Origin of the sequence: Natronorubrum halalkaliphilum (assembly GCF_009834785.1) — an archaeon.
In the GTDB taxonomy this organism is placed as follows: Archaea; Halobacteriota; Halobacteria; order Halobacteriales; family Natrialbaceae; genus Natronorubrum; species Natronorubrum halalkaliphilum.
On the sequence record NZ_WUYX01000015.1, the window covers coordinates 115,618 to 135,357 of the forward strand.

At 59.4% G+C, this 19,740-nt stretch carries 14 protein-coding genes; 11 read left to right on the forward strand and 3 right to left on the reverse strand.

What is annotated here, in order from left to right; genetic code table 11:
- The first annotated feature begins 148 nt into the window (after positions 1–148).
- The 5 genes from glpA to GS429_RS03895 are packed head-to-tail and all read left to right on the forward strand — an operon-like array spanning position 149 to position 5,956.
- Positions 149–1,864 (forward strand): anaerobic glycerol-3-phosphate dehydrogenase subunit GlpA, encoded by a 1,716-nt coding sequence (gene glpA, locus GS429_RS03875; RefSeq protein ID WP_160062892.1) that lies wholly within the window; start codon positions 149–151, stop codon positions 1,862–1,864.
- Positions 1,865–3,163, forward strand: a complete 1,299-nt coding sequence (gene glpB / locus GS429_RS03880; protein ID WP_160062894.1) for a glycerol-3-phosphate dehydrogenase subunit GlpB — start codon at positions 1,865–1,867, stop codon at positions 3,161–3,163.
- Positions 3,160–3,363 (forward strand): hypothetical protein, encoded by a 204-nt coding sequence (locus GS429_RS03885; protein ID WP_160062896.1) that lies wholly within the window; start codon positions 3,160–3,162, stop codon positions 3,361–3,363. The genes glpB and GS429_RS03885 overlap by 4 nt, the downstream gene beginning before the upstream one ends.
- A complete protein-coding gene (locus GS429_RS03890) occupies positions 3,360–4,763 on the forward strand; it encodes an anaerobic glycerol-3-phosphate dehydrogenase subunit C (RefSeq protein WP_160062898.1) in 1,404 nt (467 codons plus the stop codon). Before GS429_RS03885 ends, GS429_RS03890 begins: the two co-directional genes overlap by 4 nt.
- Positions 4,763–5,956 (forward strand): Cdc6/Cdc18 family protein, encoded by a 1,194-nt coding sequence (locus GS429_RS03895; RefSeq protein ID WP_160062900.1) that lies wholly within the window; start codon positions 4,763–4,765, stop codon positions 5,954–5,956. The genes GS429_RS03890 and GS429_RS03895 overlap by 1 nt, the downstream gene beginning before the upstream one ends.
- Before the next feature lie 271 nt (positions 5,957–6,227).
- On the opposite strand, the gene GS429_RS03900 is transcribed toward GS429_RS03895, so the two are convergent.
- Positions 6,228–9,200 carry an oligosaccharyl transferase, archaeosortase A system-associated gene (locus GS429_RS03900; RefSeq protein WP_160062902.1) on the reverse strand — a complete coding sequence of 991 codons (2,973 nt, stop codon included), beginning with the start codon at positions 9,198–9,200 and terminating at the stop codon, positions 6,228–6,230.
- Positions 9,201–9,487: 287 nt separating this feature from the next.
- Here GS429_RS03900 and GS429_RS03905 point away from each other — a divergent pair, with 287 nt between their 5' ends.
- On the forward strand, positions 9,488–10,627 hold the full coding sequence (locus GS429_RS03905) for a glycosyltransferase (RefSeq protein ID WP_235920728.1): 1,140 nt from the start codon (positions 9,488–9,490) through the stop codon (positions 10,625–10,627).
- A gap of 6 nt (positions 10,628–10,633) precedes the next feature.
- Here the strand turns inward: GS429_RS03905 and GS429_RS03910 are convergent, their stop codons facing one another.
- The gene (locus tag GS429_RS03910; protein WP_160062906.1) at positions 10,634–11,551 is read right to left on the reverse strand and encodes a glycosyltransferase family 2 protein; all 918 of its coding nucleotides are present in this window, start codon (positions 11,549–11,551) and stop codon (positions 10,634–10,636) included.
- Positions 11,552–12,727: 1,176 nt separating this feature from the next.
- Positions 12,728–13,699, reverse strand: a complete 972-nt coding sequence (locus GS429_RS03915) for a glycosyltransferase family 61 protein (protein ID WP_160062908.1) — start codon at positions 13,697–13,699, stop codon at positions 12,728–12,730.
- 645 nt (positions 13,700–14,344) lie between these two features.
- Here GS429_RS03915 and GS429_RS03920 point away from each other — a divergent pair.
- The 5 genes from GS429_RS03920 (at position 14,345) to aglF (ending at position 19,734) form a co-directional block, all read left to right on the forward strand.
- Positions 14,345–14,839, forward strand: coding sequence for a hypothetical protein (locus GS429_RS03920; protein ID WP_160062910.1), 495 nt, complete (start codon positions 14,345–14,347; stop codon positions 14,837–14,839).
- A 413-nt stretch (positions 14,840–15,252) separates the two neighbouring features.
- Positions 15,253–15,711, forward strand: a complete 459-nt coding sequence (locus GS429_RS03925; RefSeq protein WP_160062912.1) for a ParB N-terminal domain-containing protein — start codon at positions 15,253–15,255, stop codon at positions 15,709–15,711.
- Positions 15,712–15,775: 64 nt separating this feature from the next.
- The gene (locus GS429_RS03930) at positions 15,776–17,218 is read left to right on the forward strand and encodes an oligosaccharide flippase family protein (RefSeq protein ID WP_160062914.1); all 1,443 of its coding nucleotides are present in this window, start codon (positions 15,776–15,778) and stop codon (positions 17,216–17,218) included.
- 131 nt (positions 17,219–17,349) lie between these two features.
- A complete protein-coding gene (locus GS429_RS22460) occupies positions 17,350–18,792 on the forward strand; it encodes an SWIM zinc finger family protein (protein WP_328821232.1) in 1,443 nt (480 codons plus the stop codon).
- 207 nt (positions 18,793–18,999) lie between these two features.
- Positions 19,000–19,734, forward strand: coding sequence for a UTP--glucose-1-phosphate uridylyltransferase AglF (aglF, locus tag GS429_RS03940; RefSeq protein WP_160062916.1), 735 nt, complete (start codon positions 19,000–19,002; stop codon positions 19,732–19,734).
- The last annotated feature ends 6 nt before the right edge of the window (positions 19,735–19,740 follow it).

The following is a 19,740-nucleotide window of genomic DNA, read 5'->3' on the forward strand; positions in this document are numbered from 1 at the left end:
TCGTTCCGTGAGACAGTTCTCGCCGATTCCGGTGAACGAATAATGAACGAGAGGTAACAGCAGGTAGCACAATCCGTTCCTATTGTTATGGCCGTTCAATAAGCGCCGATAAAATAAAGGATGGGCGGGTAGAGGTACCACTAGAGGGATGGCAGATGACACCGAGGTCCTCGTTCTCGGGGGCGGGTCGACGGGCTGTGGTATTGCTAGAGATTTAGCCATGCGCGGGCTCGAGGTGACGCTCGTCGAGCGGGAAAACCTGACCGACGGGACGACCGGGCGGATGCACGGGCTCTTGCACAGCGGCGGTCGCTACGCCGTCTCGGATCAGGCGAGCGCGACCGAGTGCATCGAAGAAAACGAGATCCTCCGGGAGATCGCGGGCCACTGCGTCGAACTCACCGGCGGCCTGTTCGTCCAGCGACCCGAGGACTCGGATAAGTACTTCCGGGAAAAACTCGAGGGCTGCCGGGAGTGTGACATTCCCGCGCGCGTCCTCTCAGGACGGGAGGCCCGGGCGGTCGAACCCTATCTCGCGAACGACGTGAAACGGGCGATCGAAGTCCCCGACGGCGCGGTCGACCCGTTCCGACTCTGCGTCGCGAACGCGCTCGACGCCGAGCAACACGGCGCGCGCGTCGAGACCCACGCCGAAGTGATCGACCTCCTGCGCGACGGCGACGACATCTACGGCGTGGAGGTCCGTCACGAATCCGGGCCGGGAAAACGCACTCACGAGGCGGCGGGGACGACGGAGGAGATTACCGCCGAATACGTCGTCAACGCAACGGGCGCGTGGGCCGGCCAGATCGGCGAGATGGCGAACCTCGATATCGAGGTCCGGCCTTCGAAGGGCGTCATGACGATCATGAACGTCCGCCAGGTCGACACCGTCATCAACCGCTGCAAGCCGAAAGGCGACGCCGACATCATCGTCCCCCACGAGACGACGGCGATTCTCGGCACCACCGACGAGGAGGTCGCGGATCCGGACGACTACCCCGAGGAACGCTGGGAGGTCGACCAGATGATCGACACCCTCTCGGAACTCGTCCCGATCCTCGAGGAAGCCCGGACGATCCGCTCGTTCTGGGGCGTGCGTCCACTGTACGAGCCGCCGGGAACCGGTACGCAGGACCCGACGGACATCACGCGGGACTTCTTCCTCCTCGATCACGACGACCGCGACGGCGTCTCGGGGATGTCCAGTATCGTCGGCGGCAAGTTCACGACCTACCGGGCGATGGCCGAGGAAATCTCGGATCACGTCTGCGAGAAACTGGGCGTCTCCGCGTCCTGTGCGACCGCCGACGAACCGCTGCCCGGCAGCGAGAATATCGAGACGCTCGAGGCCGGCATGGACGACTTCGGACTTCGATCGCCGGTCGCTCGCCGGAGCAAACAGCGACTCGGAAGTCGTGCGAGCGACGTCCTCGGAACGGACGACGCAAACCCGGTCATCTGCCAGTGCGAAGGCGTGACGCGCGCCGAGGTACAGGATGCCATCTCCCAGTCCGGATCGGACCTGAACGCGGTTCGAATCCGAACGCGCGCGTCGATGGGGAACTGCCAGGGCGGCTTTTGCTGTGCGAATATGGCCAACGAACTCCACCCCGAATACGACGAGCCGACGGTTCGAGCGGCGCTGGACGAGCTGTTCCAGGAGCGCTGGAAGGGCGAGCGCCACGCCCTCTGGGGCGAACAGCTCTCGCAGGCGATGCTCAACTACGCGCTGCACGCGACGACGATGAATCGGGATCGGGACCCGGCGAACGCGGCCGAATCGGAGTCGCTCGACTACGCGGCGTTCGACGGCGGCCGCCCCGCCCCAGAGCGTCGTGCTGACGGACGGGGTGATCCGTGAATGGCCATCGAGGACGACGTCCTCGTGATCGGCGGCGGTCTAGCCGGCGTCACGTCGGCGCTGGCTGCTGCAGAGGGAGGCGCTCGAGTCCGACTCGTCACCTACAAACAGAGCACGCTGCGTCACGCGAGCGGCTTGATCGACGTTCTGGGCTACACCCCGGACGGGGAGGGGCCGCTCGTCGATCCCTTCGACGCGCTCGCGGACCTTCCCGAGGGCCATCCCTACGAACGCGTCGGAACCGACGCGGTCCGCGACGCGCTGTCGTTTTTCGACGACGTTGCCGGAGCGGCGTATGCGGGCGAACACACGGACGCGAACGCGCTCGTCCCCACCCACGGCGGTACCGTCAAACCGACCGCCCGGTACCCCGTCTCGACGGCGTCCGGGCTCGCGAGTGACCCTCGAGACACCCTGCTCGTCGGCTTCGAGACCCTGCCCGACTTCGAGGCCCCGCTGGCTGCGGCCCATCTCGAGGCGGCCGGCGCCCCCTTCGACGCCCGCGGCGTCACCGTCTCCTTCCCCGGCATCGTCCGTGACGACGCGAAGGTCACGCGCTACGCCCACCTGCTCGATCGCGATGAATCAGTCACGACGGGCGCAGGCGAGACCTCCGCACGCGAGGCGCTTGCGACGACCGTCGAGGCCCGCCTCGAGGGCGAGTGCCGTGTCGGCTTCCCCGCGATTCTGGGCGACGACTACGCGGACGAGGTGCGAGCCGACCTCGCGGATGCCCTGGGGGCAGACGTCTTCGAGGTCCCGATGGGGCCGCCGAGTCTGCCCGGAATGCGGCTCGAAGATCTGTTGTACAAGGCCCTCGAGGACGCGGGCGTCCGAACGGCGTCGGGTGTCCCGGTGATCGGATACGAGACCGAGAGTGAGTCGGGCGAGACTGCTCGTATCGACCACGTTGTCGTGGATCGCCACGGCGCCGAAATCCCCCACCGCGCAGACCAGTACGTCCTCGCGACGGGCGGACTGGTCGGCAAGGGCGTCCGCTCCGAACGCGAACGGGTGTTCGAACCAATCTTCGATTGCCACGTCCCCCACGCGTCGGATCGCTACGACTGGTTCGTCGACGACGTCTTCGGCGAACAGCCCTACGCCCGGTTCGGGCTCGCACCCGACCGCGAGCTCCGCCCGCTCGATGCGGACGGCGAACCGGAGTTTGCGAACCTGCGAGCGGCTGGCGCGGTGCTCGGCGGCTACGACTTCGCGGCCGAGAAATCCGGGGCCGGCGTCTCGCTTGCGACGGGTTACGTCGCCGGGACCCGGGCGGCCGAGGAGGTGGACGAATGAGCGATAGACGTCTCGAGCGACGTCGAGGACGACTGCCGGACGCGAGAACCCGGATCGTGACCGGGACTAACCGGCGGAACGACACGGGCGGTTCGAGCGGTTCGAGCGATTCGAGCGATACTGACACCGACAGCAACATCGGCAGCAACAGCGACGGTGACGGCGACACCGACAGACTGGCGCAGGTGATACTTTCATGAGCGACGCAGAGCAACCGACCGACGATCACGTACCGGGCGCGGAAGACGACGAGTTCGAACCCGTTCAGGTCTTCCCCGAAGCCGAATCGATGGACCTCCGTCCGGGAGCGGACAACTGTTACAAGTGCTCGACCTGCGACACCAACTGCCCGGTCGCCGAGGTCGACGACGAGTTCCCCGGACCGAAGTTCCAGGGACCCGAACAGTGGCGGCTCAAACGGCAGGGCGACCACGATATCGACGACTCAGTGATGAAGTGTTCGAACTGCATGCGCTGTGACAGCGCCTGCCCCTCCGAGGTCCCCCTCTCGCAGATGCACAACACTGCACGCGGGGAGTACGTCGAGGAGAACATGGACAAATTCTCGCGCGAGTATATCCGAAACCGGATCCTCGCGAACTACCGGCGGCTCGCCCCGCTCGGAGCCGCATTCCCCCGAACTGCGAACTTCGTGATGGGGCTGTCCGTGACCAAGTGGCTGGGTGAGAAAACGCTCGGAATCACGAGCGAGCGCGACCTTCCCGAGTTCGCAACCGAAACCTTCCGGGCATGGTGGACGAAGCGAGGTGGCAACGCCACCTCGAAAAAGCGAGCGCGGGAGGCGCGAGCGAAACGCGGCGACGCGAAGGTCGAAAACCCCGACAAGCGCATCGCCTACTTCCACGGCTGCTATTCGAACTACAACACGCCCGAAGTGGCGAAGGCCCTGGTCCGCGTCTACGAGCACTTCGGTTACGAGATCATGGTCCCAGAACAGTCCTGTTCGGGGACGCCGATGTTCGCCAACGGCATGCTCGACGACGCCCGACGGGCCGCCGAGACGAACGTCCGCGAACTCGGCGCGGCGATAGAAGACGGCGCCGATATCGTCGCCTCGTGTAGCTCCTGTTCGATGTCGCTTCGCCAGGAATACCCCGAACTGTTCGACTTCGAGAATACCAAAAACGTCGCCGAGAATACCTGGGACGCCATCGAATATCTCCGGGTCCACGAGGACCTCGAGGGCGAACTCGAGGGGACGTCCGTCAAAGGGGAGGACTTCGCCTATCACGCACCGTGTCATTCACGTAACCAGGGACTCGATGGACAGACGATCGAAGTGGTGGACGCAATCGACGGCATCGACGCACACGACGTCGGCGATTCCTGTTCGGGAATCTCCGGCACGTACGGCTGGAAAGCCGAAAACTACGAGACGTCGATGAAAATCGGCGAGGAGATGTTCGAGCACATGGAGGACGCCGACGCAGAGACCGGTCTCACGGAGTGTCCGACCTGCTCGATGCAGATGGGACACGGCACCGGCTACGAGATCAAACACACCCTCGAGGTCCTCGAGGCGGCACTCGTCGGCGCGGACCGCGACGCCGACCGGCGCAAGCGACAGGAGGCGGGGTAATGGATCTGGAGGAACGTATCGCGCGACGGCGATCGGCGCGACAGGGTCGGGCGGTCGTCGTCGACCGCGATCACCTCAGCCCAGTGGTCCACCGGACGGAGCCGGTGGGCCGCGGTCCCGTTCTGGAGCAACTGCTCGACGCGCTCGAGCCCGCGTTCGACGGCGAATTGCCGCCGCCGGTCGCCGTCGTCGGTCCCTCCGGATCGGGCACCTCGGCGACCGTAACCGCGTTGTTCGACGCGCTAAACGAGCAACTCGGCAAGTCGACTCGAACGATCGGGACGACGACGCGCGCCGGTAGCACGGGCCCGGTGACCTGGTTCGTCTACGTTGACGGCCGACGCGTCGAGAGCGCGTTCGCCTTCTACCGAGCCGTCCTGTCGGTGATCGCGACAAAACCCGTCCCCGAGAGCGGCGTCGGGACCGACGAACTGCGAGGGCGATTCCGCAAGCGGCTGGGTCGGCCGGCCCACCGCGCAGTGATCGCGATCGACCACCACGACGAGCCCGAATCCCTCACGTACGATCGAACTCGAGACTTGCTCGAGCCGGTCGACGAAAGCGTTACGGCCGTCGCAGTCGGTCACTCGCTCCCCGACGGCTGGACCGACGACTACCCCACCGTCGCCGTGCCGGCCTACCGCCACCACGAACTCGTCGACGTGATCACGGATCGCGCCTCGACGGGTCTCGCGGCGGGCGCACTCGACCACGAATCGATCCGCGAAATTGCGATGTGGGCCGACGGCGACGCCCACGACGCGCTCGCGGTCCTGTTCGGTGCCGGCGTCCTCGCGACCGAAGACGGGAGCGACCGCATCGAACCACACCACATCGAAACGGCACAGGCCGACATTCCCGAGAACGGCGTCCATCTCGATCGGGTACTCGCGCTCTCGGAGACGCGCCAGCGGGTCCTGCTGGACCTCGTCGCGGTCGAGTCGGACGAAAAACCCATCCGCGAAGTTGCGACGGCGATCGCCGCTCGATCGTCGCTGACCGCGGGGACGGTCAAGCGCTTCCTCTACGAACTCGCAGACCGGGGCGTCATCGATCGCGTCCCGCTCCCCGCAAACGGGAGCGGGCGACGACCGAGCTCGCTCGAGCCCCGGTTCCCGACGATCGCGTTTCGGTCGCTTGGCCCTGATCCGACCGGAGACGAAGACGAGCCCGCAAATAGTGAGAGGGGATAGTAATTCCGATGATATCTCGATCTGAGTGAGTCCGTTATAGTAGGGCGTCGAGTACGTGATTTCCAACGGGTTGTTTAGCGAGTTAGATAGTCAAATAGTCAAATAGTCAAATAGTCAAATAGTCAAATAATCGAGTTCGGCCTCGAGCGAGCTTCTTGAAGACGATATCGACCAGCATCTTACTCGCCTCCGCTGCTGTGAAGTACCTCGTGCAAATCGTACTACGGAGCAGAAACCGTTCTGGATCGTCTCCGAGCGGCAGGCGTCGAACTTAGTTCTCCTCGGTCTCGACGCCTTCCTCGCTCTCGTTGTCGCCGTCATCGCCGTCGATCACGTCGTCACCCTCATCTGGGACTTCGGGCTCTTCGTCTTCCTCGGTTTCCGCGGGATCCTCGAGTTCGGTCTGCTCGAACTCGATGTCGTCGATCGTCTCGCCCTGGATCACTGCGGTCTCGGGGACGGCGGTCTGTCCTTCGTAGCCGTCCTCGCCGGGTTCACCGACGGACAGCGTGTACTCACCAATCGCCTCGACGCTGCTGTTCGTGTAGCCGTCGTCAACGCCGAGTTCGTCGTTCGTCGCGTACGGGACGGTCACCTCGAAGGAGCCGTCCTCTCCGAGTTCGACTTCCTGCGTGTAGTTGAACGCGCGGTCAGCGTTCGTCTCGAGTCCGACGTCGACGCGGACCGTGGCGTTTTCATCGAGCAGTTCGTCCTCGTCGTCGACGGTGCCGGTAAGGGTCGCCCCCTCGACGCGCTCGTAGGTCTTCACGGCGGCAGCGGTTTGCATGTCGAAGACCTCGTAGATCGGACTCTGTTGGAGCTGCATCGCCTCGTTCTGACTCGTCTGCTGGTTGACCGTGACTGCGGGTTGGCCCTCGCCCGGCGGAGCGAGGTCGCCGTTGTCGTCGATCTGAAGCACTTCACCGTCCTCATAGCCCAGGGAGGCGATCTGTTGGGCCTGCTGTTCCGGCAGTTCCTCCTCGTTGAACACCTGCGCGTAGCTGGCGAAGAGCGCCGTTCCGGCACCCTCGTTCTCGTGAACGGCCCGGTAGTGTTCCATGCCACCCGCGTCGTCGAAGTATAGCTGAGACAGCATCGTGTCGTGGTACGGGGCGGTATCGTAGGTCTCCTGAAGATCATCCACGTGCAGTGACTGCCCCGGCTCGTAGTCCGACGGCGTCATGTAGTGGGTGTAGTCCGGTCCGGACCACTCCGTGATCGCTGGGAACTTTCCGCTGGCCATCGAGTGATCGATCATCACGTACCGCATCTCCTCGTGCGTGGCGTCCTCGGCCATCGACTCGAGTTCGGCCTCCGAGTGCAGGTTGTTGTCGTCGTCGAGTGGCGACTCGCCGGCGGCGATCGTATCGAGGATTAGTTCCCCTTCCACTTCGGACTCGGCGGTCAGGAACGCCGAGGACGACCGTGCGTTCTGCTGGAACGGGTTCGAGTGCGGGATCCGCTCGGCCTGGGTCGTTATCAGGTGGCCGTAGTCCCACCACGACATCACGCCGTAGGCGCCTTCAGGGTAGTCGTAGTCACCGTCTTCCGGGTACTCGTGGGTGCCGAAGTACTCGAGTTCGTCGGCACGCTCTGCATCGCCCCAGTTACCCGGTTCCGGCGTGTTGTCGGCGAGCCAGTGGTTCGATTCCTCCCAATTCATCGCTTCGTGATGCGGACCGACGCGTTCGCCCCGCTCCCACGCGGTATCTTCGTCGGCAGCGATCGGCGGGAGCAGCGGTGCGAACAGGAGCAAGACGACCATCAACAGGACGATGATCTGGTAAGTCTCGATCTGACGAATCGAGTCGACGCCGCCTCTGAGATCGAGATTAAAGATCCGGACGATATCCGCGACGAAGACGGCGTTGACGACGGCGACCGCCAGCGCGAGGTAGTAAGCGAATCGAACCTGCGTCGCGGCCATGCTGATCAGGAACAGCGACCAGACGATGACCAGCGTGTACTCGGCGCGGTACTCGCGTCCGAGGAACGGTCGGGCCACGAGGAATGCGAGTCCGGCGAGCATCGTGTAGAACGCCGCTCCGAACTCGTCGAAGACGTGGTTCGTGAAGTCATCCGGCGGCTGGGCCTCCGAAATGGTGAGCGTCCCCGTCCCTGGGTCGAGTGGAAGGAGTCGGCCCGTGAGGTTGCCGACCAGCGTACTGTAGAGGTCGGGGAGAACGAGCCACATGACTCCGAACGCCGCGACGATCAAGCCGGCTATTGCCGCTGGATAGTATCGACGGTCGATGTCGCGGTTGTTCCATTCTCGAGCGAACCAGGCCATGAACAGACAGCCGACGGCGACGAGGAGTGCCGTTACCGGCTGCAGATAACTGAAACTTGTGACGCTCGTTCCCGATTCTTCGATCAACAGGGCCGTGGTGAGCGCGGTCGTGCTCAGACTGACGATACCGACGAAGGCCACGTGATCCGGGGAAACGCCGCGGACGTGGTCCAGACAGAGCTGAACGGCGAAGAAGACGCCAAAGATTCCGATCAGCACGATAGCAGGCGGCCAGACCCAGATATACAGCGTCAGCGCGAGTCCAGCGAGGGCGCTGTAGATTGCTGGCTTTCGAAGCGTCGCCCAGTCCTTGTCGACGGCGAGTTCGTAAATCGGTTGCTCGAGTTCGGCGACTCGAAGCGCGACCATCATCGCGAGAACCGCGATCGCCATGAACAGGACTTCCGCAACGTGGTGTTGTAGTTGCCCGACAGTCGTTCGGAAGAGGAACGTCCCGGGGATCAGTGCGATGATCAAAACGGAGACGAGGCCACCGACCGTGCCGCCGAGGCGTCGACCGATGTAAAAGACGGGGATCGCGATGAGGGCTGCCATCGCGGGAACGGTGAGCAATGCGACGGTGTAGAGCGTGCTCGTCGACGGATCACCGAGGCCGACGATCATCGCGATGGTGACGATAATCTGGTCGAATAACGTCCCGAACTGCCCGACGTAGTTTCCGGTCGGGAATCCGGTCCAGACCTCGTACGGCATCGTATTCGGATAGTTCTCCGATGTCCATTCGATCGTTCGCCAGTGATACCACGAGTCGACGCCGCCCAGCGCGGGCGTCCCGTCGTCGGTGACAAATCTGTCGTATGCCTGGGTTCGCACCCAGAACATGAACAGCACCACAGCCCCGATAACGGGGATGTGGTACCAGTCTTCCCACGTCTCGAGGAACGAGGAGGACGTTTCGGTTCCTTCCTCGACGTGTTCGGTGTCCGTACTCATTAGCTTGCACCAGACACAAGTCAAGAATAAGCCTTGTCATCTATTCGCCGTGTGTTGATATCCGCACCCCTAACAGCCACTGAACGCTGTATTTCTGTACTCGGAGACTGACCGGTGAAGTGACAAACCTATAAGACACTCAATGTATTGGAGTATGCGACACGGCCGCGAACTGACCGTTCGAGAATAGACGCCGTCTTTGACCCGTTCATCACACAGTATCGGATTGGGAACCCTCTCCGCAACTCCGTCAATATTTATACACGACGGTTCGTACGATGCCACTAATGCTGTTGCTCTGGTTCGGGTTCCTGCTTCTCGCCGTCGCGGGAATCCCGTACGCGCTCTATCTCGTGGCCTATCGACTCGTCTCTCCGACTGGATCTCCCGCCGCGAAGACCGATGTCGTCGAACCAGTGAGTATCGTCCTCCCAACGTACAACGAAGCGGCGATCATCGAAGACGCACTCGAGCAACTGTGCTCCCTCGCGTATCCGGCCGAGTCGATTGAATTCGTCATCGTCGACTCGAGCGACGACGAGACGGCCACGCTCGTCCGCGAGTTCTTCGCCGAAGGGAACCGTCCCGCGGTGACCCTGATCGAAGAGGACGATCGTGGCGGCGTCGCTCGAGCGGTCAACCGCGGGATTGAAGCGGCGAATCACGACGTGATTTTTCGCACCGACTGCGATTCGCGACTTCACGAGGACGCGATTTCCCACGCCGTTTCGAATCTCGCCGATCCAGCAGTCGGCGGCGTCACCGGACGCCAGATCGACGTGCTGGGTGACAGCGAGGTCGAAGAGTCCTACCGCGATCTTCAGGCGCAAAACCAAGCGCTCGAATCGCATCTCGATTCGACGTTTATCGTCCACGGTCCGTGTTTCGCCTTCCGCAAGGAGTACTTCGAACCGATCGCAGGCGACTCACTGGCAGACGACACGGAAATCGCCGTCGCCGTTCGCAAGGCGGGAAAGCGCGTGATCATGGATCCCGCGATGCAGTTTACGGAGGCCAGTGTCTCGAACATCCGCGGCCGACGCGCGCGAAAGGACCGCCGTGCGATGGGGCTGTTGCAACTCCTCGATCGCAACCGCGATCTCCTCGGGCGACACGGGTGGTACGGCCGTCTGGTACTCCCGGTTAACTGGTGGTTCCTGGCGATTTCGCCGTGGTTGTCGATCGGCGGAGCCGCGCTCGTTTTCCTTGGCCTACTGACGACGGTACCACTGATCGGGATCGCAGGCGTGGTTGCGTTTATCGGCTTCGTCCTTCTCGGCCATCGCGATCTCCTCGGCCCGTTCCAGGCACCGTATGCGGTCTTCGACGCGCATCTGTCGCTGGTGATCGCTCGAGTCCGACTGTGGCGCGAAGACAGCGATGGGACCTGGGCGATCGACAGCGACTCGCGGGAGTTACTGAAATAAGCGGAGTTAGGGGCCGACACTGCGATCGAAGACTGAATCGAGCGTGGATGCAAATCGATCGCGGCCGATCCCCAGACACTCGCGATAGTATCCGAAGCCGCGAGCGGCGGTCATGACGGTTGCAATTGCGTTGTAGACCACCGCGTTCATCGATGCGTCGTACTGCTCGCGTCGGATCCCGCTCGGCCGAGGTGGAATCCCCACGCGACCGTATCGGTTCGGATAGTATCGCTGGAGTTGGCAGTGGCCGCGACCGATCCGGACATTTCGGCCAATTAACGATCGAAACGAGTCTCGGGTCGGGTGAATCACTGTGGCTTCCGGCGCGTACTCGAGGTCGTACCCTGCGTCGTGGACGCGGTTCCCGAATTCGAGGTCCCCGCCGGAGACGAGGCGCTCGTCGAACGAGCCGACATCGTCGAGAAGTGTCCGAGTAACGAACAGACACGATGTTGGGGCGTAGTGGTGTTGCTCGAGGAACCCTTCGATCGGAAACCCCGAGATGAGGTTGTACCGAGCAACCGGCGACGGGTCGTCGGGTGCCTTGAGACGGATATTCGGGGCGAGATAGTCGGCCTCGAGTTCGGTCAGTCGGTCGAGTGCGCTCTCGAGCCATCCCGGCGTGACCCATTGATCTGCGTCGAGAAAGACGAGGATTTCACCGGTCGCACGCTCGATACCCGTATTTCGGGCGGCGTACGATCCCTGCATGTCTGCCTCCGTCTCGAGAACGACGTGATCGTGGCTTCGAGCGTATCGTTCGACAACCTGCGGTGTTTCGTCCGTCGAACCGTTGTCGACGACGATGATCTCGAGTTCGGCAGAAGGGTCAGTGTGCTCGAGTACGGACTCGAGCGTCGACTGAACGCCGCTCGAATCGTTGTAAACAGGAACGACGATAGAGACGGATCGGGGGCGAGACATTCGATTGCTAGCGTTGTTCGTACGGCTGAATAAAAAATGAGTTGATCGCGATTACGAAGATGGTCCGTGTAAATGTATAGCCAATCATCATCTAGCCGCGGAAACAGGGTGAGTACGGTGGTACTCGATATCTGCGTGTGTGGATATCTGAATAACATATTTATGTATCTATGAACGACTGAAGGCAGATGCCGGAAAGGCACAATCCCACCAATCTCAATGCGGCACTCAATCGTTCGACACTCTTCCTCTGGAAAGCCAAACAACACTGGAGCAGGTCGTTTCATCAATTTCGGAACTGTCCTTTTCAACAGGAAACCGATGACGTAACAGGCCGCGGGTCAATACCCACCAAATCACCAGCCGAAGGAATTGGCCCGAGAACGAACTCGTCGAAGACCGGTAGCGAGCACTAGGGTATACCAGTAACAAAATCGATGTCCCACGTTGAATTTCTCGGGCCTCCTGGTTCTGGCAAAACGACTCTGTATACGGAACTCTCTGTCACCAATGATTTCCATTTTCCGTTCCTGAATTTCAACAAAGGCGATTCCCAGCCACGGCCAGTGGATGTGCAACTCACCGACAAAATAACGAATGTACTTCGCTTCCTTTGGCAGAGACCTGCTTACGTAAAATTACTGGCTCGTGCGAGTAGAGAGACCACTCACGAACCTATCCACTTAGTCGATATGTTGCTTGGGACAGCAGCTGAATACGAATACGCTGTCAGGACACGATCACCAGCAGAAACAGTTATATTGGATGAAGGATTTCTCCAGCGAGCACTGTCGATCCTTTTTCGGACAGATCTCGAGATATTCTGCTTAGAATCGTATCTCGATACTGTTCCACTTCCATCGATTCTTGTTCACGTTGATGCTCCTGCTACTACTTGTGATGCTCGCCAACGAAACCGGGACAAAGACATTCTTTCTAAATCATGGGTCGATAGCGACGATACAGTAAGTGTTCTTGAGGATCTTCGCGAGAATTGCATGCAAATCACAGACTCCGCCTCTCAGCGCGGTGTTTCAGTAATTAGAATCGAAAACACAGGCTCGATTGATAACTCGGTCAAGCAAATTCGACGAGAACTACGGGCAAAGTTAGAATCTACGTGACTACCGTTCACGCTGCTACTCTTCGGATTAATGGAAAGTCAGACCGGTGGTATTACACGTTCAAATGGCGTTGTACCGTTCGTTCAAGGTTCTCCGTGTCGACGTAGAGATCAGTTGATTTTGGCTGACACTCGAGTCGCTCGTAACCGACACCGACAGTCTCTGCGAGTTGCTCATATGGATCCTTAACCATCGATCCAAAGAGTTCGATGACCGTCGCATCGGTACAGTAGATCAAATCCGTCAGTCCAGCACCGTGTGCGCCGACGACTATATCTGCCTCGTGAAACAGCGTGACGTTCTCAGTCACACTTAGGTCCTCGAGATGATACCGCTCGAATCCATATTTTGACAGCGTCTCCATCACTTCCGCTTCGTTAACGACACGACGTTCGATCGCTTCGGACCGAGAAATGTAGACGTTGCTTCCTGAATCAATTCGAGTTCGATCTAGGTTAGCGTTCTCGAGAACCCTTTCAACGATCCACTCGTAGTCCTGGCGAGTCTGAAGTGGAAACGAAGGCAAAACGAGACGGTTGATTCGATACACGCTGTTCGAAGTCCGCTCGACCTTTTCGTCGGGAATATTGAGCAGTTCTAGTGTCTCATCGAGCCACGAGGGGGCATCACCCGGGACGAGATACGTCACGTCGGTTCCCGTTTCGGCTTCGAACGCGCGCAGATACCGTATCTGGGGCACTGTTTCGATCATCCAGTGGTAGTAGTTATCGCTATAGCGTGGAATCAGTGGTGCCGCAACTTCGATCGATGTAGACTGTGTATCTAAGTTGCTGATGTTTTTCCGAGCCAGTGCTGTGGTCAGGTGGGTCGACTCAAAAAATAATTGCCAGATCAACTTCGCCACTACGAATCGTCTTCCACGGTCCGGTGGAAACAAACTCTCGTTTACGATTTTACCGTTATCGGTGGCAACGAGTCCTGTTTCAGAGAACACGTATCCTGATCCGATATCGGCCACGAACGGCGCTGCAAATGGACCGTATGGCTCGGTGTCATCCGTCACACTGACCAACTGATTAGCAATTGTGTGAAACTCGTGTGGGGAGGCGACATCGAACGTCCCCTCGTCGCAGAGTCGATCAATGATCGGCCAGAGAACGGTCTTTCGAGAAAGCAATTCGGCAGCATATACTCCCGTATCCCGAAATCCGACGTGGTCGGCCTTCCGTTTGACTTTCCGAAATGAGAACTCCGTTGGAGACCACATTACAGTGTTACATGATGGTCGTACTGGACGTATAATGATGCGGATTTTGTTCGGTCTTAGAATACAAAACGTGGGACCGCGTCCGCAAACAGCGAATATAAATAGATTGACGATTGACATTCAATCACTTACCACTACATGTCGCTACTTGTACGGGCCGTGCGTACGATCCGTAGAGAAGGTCCTGATCGGATGGTGTTGCTCACAATTCGATACATAAGTTATACGTTGAAATATCACAATCGAGTTAACCAACTTCGACCTCAAATTGCCAAATATGTATTTAAGTTAACTGTGGTGTGGGTTCGATTAACTGTTCGGGTACTTCATGGATTGTTTCCTGATAAATACACAGACACTAACCCTTATCGAATTCTATATGTTGATCCATCGAGGATAAAACGAGTCTCTGGGCTACACGATCAACGGCGAAGAGGATGGGTGATTGACGGGGACTGGGATCGTAACTGTGGCCGCTTTATCGATCAACCCATCCCCAGAAGTATTCATCAGCACTATAAAAAAGGAAAACCCTGGGACGAAACTCCATTAGTAGATATGTATGAGGATGACAGACAGTTCAAACATAAATGTGAGAGAATTGAACGTCTGTACAACCAAATTGAACGCGATGGTTTTGAACCTCAATTTAATCTTGCAAATGAATCACCAACAGTAGCTTGGAATAGTGTCAACGCGACGATTGCACCACAGACGGACGAAATCACGGTTGATATTGGACGAGACGGAGAACTACTGTGGAACATGCTCGGTAAACATCGACTCTCAATTGCTAAGGCCCTCAATATCGAGCACATTCCGATTCTTGTCTTCGCTCGGCATTCAGAATGGCAAGCAATTCGAGCCCAGCTTGCTAACGAAGAAAATGTGACTATTCCTGATTCGAGACACCCGGATTTACGAGATCTTAAATAATGACGACAATCTCCCTTACAGATTATCGGTTTGGCGTTCACTGACTCACGTATCCTATAATGAAAGACAGTTTCGATCAAATATTGCGTACCTTGACAAAATTCTACAGCGCAGGACCAGACCGACTATTCTTATACGGAATTAGGTATTTGAGCTGGAAGTCACAATTCCATCAGCTTATTCGATCTCTACCAAATCCGATAGCAACAGCGATTTACCGACTAAATAGAGAGGCTGTATGCGAAATAGTTCGTCTGTTCAGCAAAATATATCCCCACAAATACACCGACGCAGATCCATACAAACGCATCTACGTCGATCCAGCGTCGATCGAATATACAACCGGTGAAATATTCTCGAAACGACGTGGATGGGTTGTCGATGGGCAGTGGGATACAGAGGGGAATCCCTACATGCAACGCACCTTCGCAAAAGCAATCGAACAACGTTTCGTCGAAGACCTCGAGTGGGAACAAACTGCCCTCGCCGAGAGATACGACGGTCTCGAGTTCAGAGAACACGCTGAAGCGACCGATCGACTCTATCAACACATTCGCGAGGATGGGTACAAGTCACAGCGGCAGTTGCTCGAGGAAAAGCCCGACGTTGCCTGGGACGGACTCAACGACGCGATGCATCCGCTGGCGAACGAGATCGCCGTCGACATCGGACGGAACGGAGAGATACTGTGGAACATGTGCGGTCAGCATCGGCTCGCGATCGCGAAAGTGCTCGGGATCGATCAAATCCCGGTACAGGTGTTCCGACGGCACGCGGAGTGGCAGGCCGTTCGGGATCGAGTCAGGCGCGGGGAAGAAATTCCCGACGAGTTGCACGACCATCCGGATCTCGCTGATCTACTCGAGGAGTAGTCAATCCTCAAAAGCGGGAACCTCTTAAGGTGCCCTCGGAGATATCTGTACAGGACGAATCGTCATGCGCCTCGGTCAAACCTCGGTCATCTATCTCGTCTCGAAACTCGCCGCCTCAGCGCTCGGTTTCGTCGCGACCATCTATTTCACCCGCACGCTTGGCGAAGAGATCTACGGATTCTACGCGCTAACGCTCGCGCTTGTCTCCTGGCTCGGGATCGTCAAGAGCGTCGGGTTCGGACAGGCGATCGTCAAGCGGATGAGCGAGAACGAGGAGCCCGACGCGTATCTTGCAGCCGGAACGGTTGTGAAGACTGTTCTCACGACTCTCATCGCAATTGGCGTCCTAATCTTTCGTGAGCAGGTAAACGCTTATATCGGACAGCCCGTCGCCGAGTTCGTCGTGTTGCTGTTGATCGTCTCGATCGTTAGCGAACTGATCAACTCCGCGCTCAAGGGCAGTCATCGAGTGCACGTCTATGCACCGCTCAGCACGGTCAAAGAAGGGGCTCGAAGCGTTGCCATGATCGGGCTGGTGGTTATTGGCTGGGAACTCACTGGCATGCTTCTGGGACACGCGATCGGAACCGCGATTATCGCCGTGATCGGCCTCTGGCTCGTGAAACCGACAGTTGTGATTCCACGGTGGCGACACGTGGTCAGTCTGTTCGACTTTGCGAAGTTCTCGTGGCTCGGCAACATGCGCAAAAAGACGTTCAGCGATATGGATATCATCGTACTTGGGGTGTTCGTCCCGGCCGGACTTACCGGGGTCTACGCGGTCGCGTACACTCTCGCGAAGTTCCTCGACGTGTTTGGGAGTGCTATTCAGACGACGCTCTTTCCGGAACTGAGCAAACGGTCTACATCCGGAGACACGAACATGGTTCGAACGCTGACCAACGATGCGCTCACCTACGCAGGACTCTTCTTGATACCGGGAATCGTCGGTGCGGCAATTCTCGGCGATCGACTGATGTTGATCTACGGCGATGGCTTCGAGATCGGCGCACAGGTACTGACGATTCTGCTCGTGGGGATCCTCGCGTACACCTACAACAAACAACTGCTCAACACCCTCAACGCGATCGATCGGCCGGACCTCGCGTTTCGAGCCAACGCGATCTTCATCGGTTCGAACCTCGTGTTCAACGTCGCGCTTGTCTACAGCATCGGCTGGTTCGGCGCAGCGATCGCGACGGCAAGTTCGGCCGCTATCGGCCTCGTCTTCGGATTCTACTACACCCGGCAACACGTCGCGTTCCAGGTCCCGGTCGGCGAGATTGCCAGACAGTGTGGCGCAGCTTTGCTTATGGGCCTCGTCGTCTATGCCGCTCGAGCAGTCGGCGAACCCCACCCGATCGCTACTTACAACGAGGTGTTCGTGGTGCTCCTCGTCGGACTCGGCGCAGCCGTTTACTTCCTCGTCCTGCTGGCTATCTCGCGGGGGTTCCGAACGACGGTCTCGAGCAATCTGCCGTTTGACGTTCCATTGCTCCGAAATTGATCGGTGTGCCGCTAGTCGGAAGGCGACACCCCTCGAACATCAATCCGTCAGATCTGTTGGGCCGGAAAGTCGAATCCGCTCGCGAAGGATCGAAAAGCAATAACTGTGCCTAACTCGTTTTCTCGGCAACCGTGCCGACATTCGCTCGCTCTGGCTCCGGTTCCGGCAAGTGGCACATCGTCGGTCCCGACGGCTGTCGATACGGTCGACAGATTGTGCCCGAAGACGGCGCTCCAGACGAAACAGTCTCTGCCGCCGATATCGTCGCCTACGAGTCGCCGAACGTACCTGAGAACGCGCAAGCACGGGAGAAAAACAGCCAGTCACCCGAAGCCGCTCTGTCCCTTCGAGGGAATACCCACGACCAGCGGCTCGTCTTCCCGGCGGCGATCCGAGAGAGCGACACCGATTGCTGTGCGTTGTGCCGCCAAACGCTCGAGAACCACCAGAAGCGGCGATCCGCGGTCATCAGCGAGCTCAAAGCAGTGACGCCGCGTCGCAACCTCGAGTGGGACCGGACCGAAGACGAGACGCGCCGGGCCTGTGACTGGTGTCGTGCCTCCGAGTATACGACGTTCCGTAGTGAGGCGCTCGAAACGACGGTGTGTCCGGTCTGTAGACGGCTGTTCGAGACGCCACTCGGCGAACCAGCGAACGGAGATTCGCCGGAGGGTGATCGGCTTCCCGACACACCGACGGACCAGATCACGCCGATCGTCTTCGGAACGGACCGTCCGGAGTTCGATCCGTCTGAGTTGGTCGGGAGTAACCGCCCGGTACTCAAATTCCGGGAGAAACACACCAATGCCGAACTGGTACTCGAACTCGAGCGAACGGGTCACGGCTTCGCCGCCGACGGGATCGCCGCGCTTGAGGAAATCCGTGCGGAGTACACCCAACGAACCGCCGAGGAAACGGACGTTCGACTCGATATCGGTACGCCACCACGTACCGCGACGCTCAAGGGTATACGTCCGACCGATCGTCTCGATGTGGTCACCGACTGCTGTGATGCGATAGGCGACCCTGGCTACTGGTTCCCGCTGGGGTGGCCGGAACAGGGGTACGTCCACCGGCGAGGCAGCGATCCGACGATACCGGGTACTGACCCCGTAGTCGAAGCGTTTCCACGCGTCAAAGCCCGCCAGTCCGAGTCGGCGGTCGAGACGGATATCCTCCGATCACTGACCGAACCCGGTCGATACCAACGCGGTGAGCGCTACTACGAGCGCGGAGCTGTGACGGACGTAGAACGCGTCGATGACGAGCTTCGGGCGACGGTTCGGGGAAGCCGACCGTACGACGTACAGGTAACGCTCTCGAACGACAGCTACGTCGAGGGACAGTGTAGCTGCCCCGACGATGCAACACCGTGTAAGCACATCGTCGCAGCCGTGCTGGCGAGCGGCGACGTCGACGTGATCGGCGCTGATCGACCGCTTCGGGAGGTGCTCGAGTCTACGCCGCCTGCCGAGCTCCGGAAACTGCTTCGAACACTCGCGGAAGACGACGTCTCGGTTCGGAAACGGATCTACGAGGAGCTATCGGACGAAGAGAATACGACACGGCGATAATCCAAATCGAGCGCTTGACTCGGCTGACTGAGACCGACCGTCGTAGGTCGGCTTTGGTGGAGCCGGACCACGGTCGCGGTCCCGCCGGCACACCAGTATACGGATCGTCCGAACCGGGATGGGCTGCAGAAAGCGTGAGCGACGACACTCGGAGAAGACAGCTCTCGCTCACAAAGTATATGTCGCCCGGTCGAAACCACTCCAAACATGCAAGCAGTCGTCTTAGCAGCCGGAAAAGGCACGCGCCTCCGGCCGCTCACCGAAGACAAGCCGAAGGTGCTCGTCGAGGTCGACGGGAAACCGCTCATCGAGGACGTGTTCGACAACCTCCTCGAGATCGGTGTGACCGAACTCGTCGTGGTCGTCGGCTACATGAAAGAGAAGATCATCGAACGGTACGGCGACGAATACGAGGGAGTTCCGATAACGTACGCCCACCAGCGCGAACAGCTCGGACTCGCACACGCCATCCTCCAGGCGGAACCGCACATCGACGATGATTTCGTGTTGATGCTCGGGGACAACGTCTTCAGAGGGAATCTCGGCGACGTGATCAATCGCCAGCGAGAGGACCGCGCGGACGCCGCGTTCCTCGTGGAGGAGGTACCATATGAGGAGGCCTCGCGCTACGGCGTCCTCGATACGAATGAGTACGGCGAGATCGTCGAGGTCGTCGAGAAGCCCGACGAACCGCCGTCGAATCTCGTCATGACGGGCTTCTACACGTTCACGCCGGCTATTTTCCACGCCTGTCATCTCGTTCAACCGAGCGACCGCGGTGAGTTCGAACTTCCCGATGCGATCGATCTGCTCATCCAGTCCGGCCGAACGATCGACGCGATCCGCATGGACGGCTGGAGAATCGACGTGGGGTATCCGGAGGACAGAGACAAAGCCGAAGACCGATTAGACGACGCCGAAGCGGCGACGCCGTCGGAATAGCGGGCG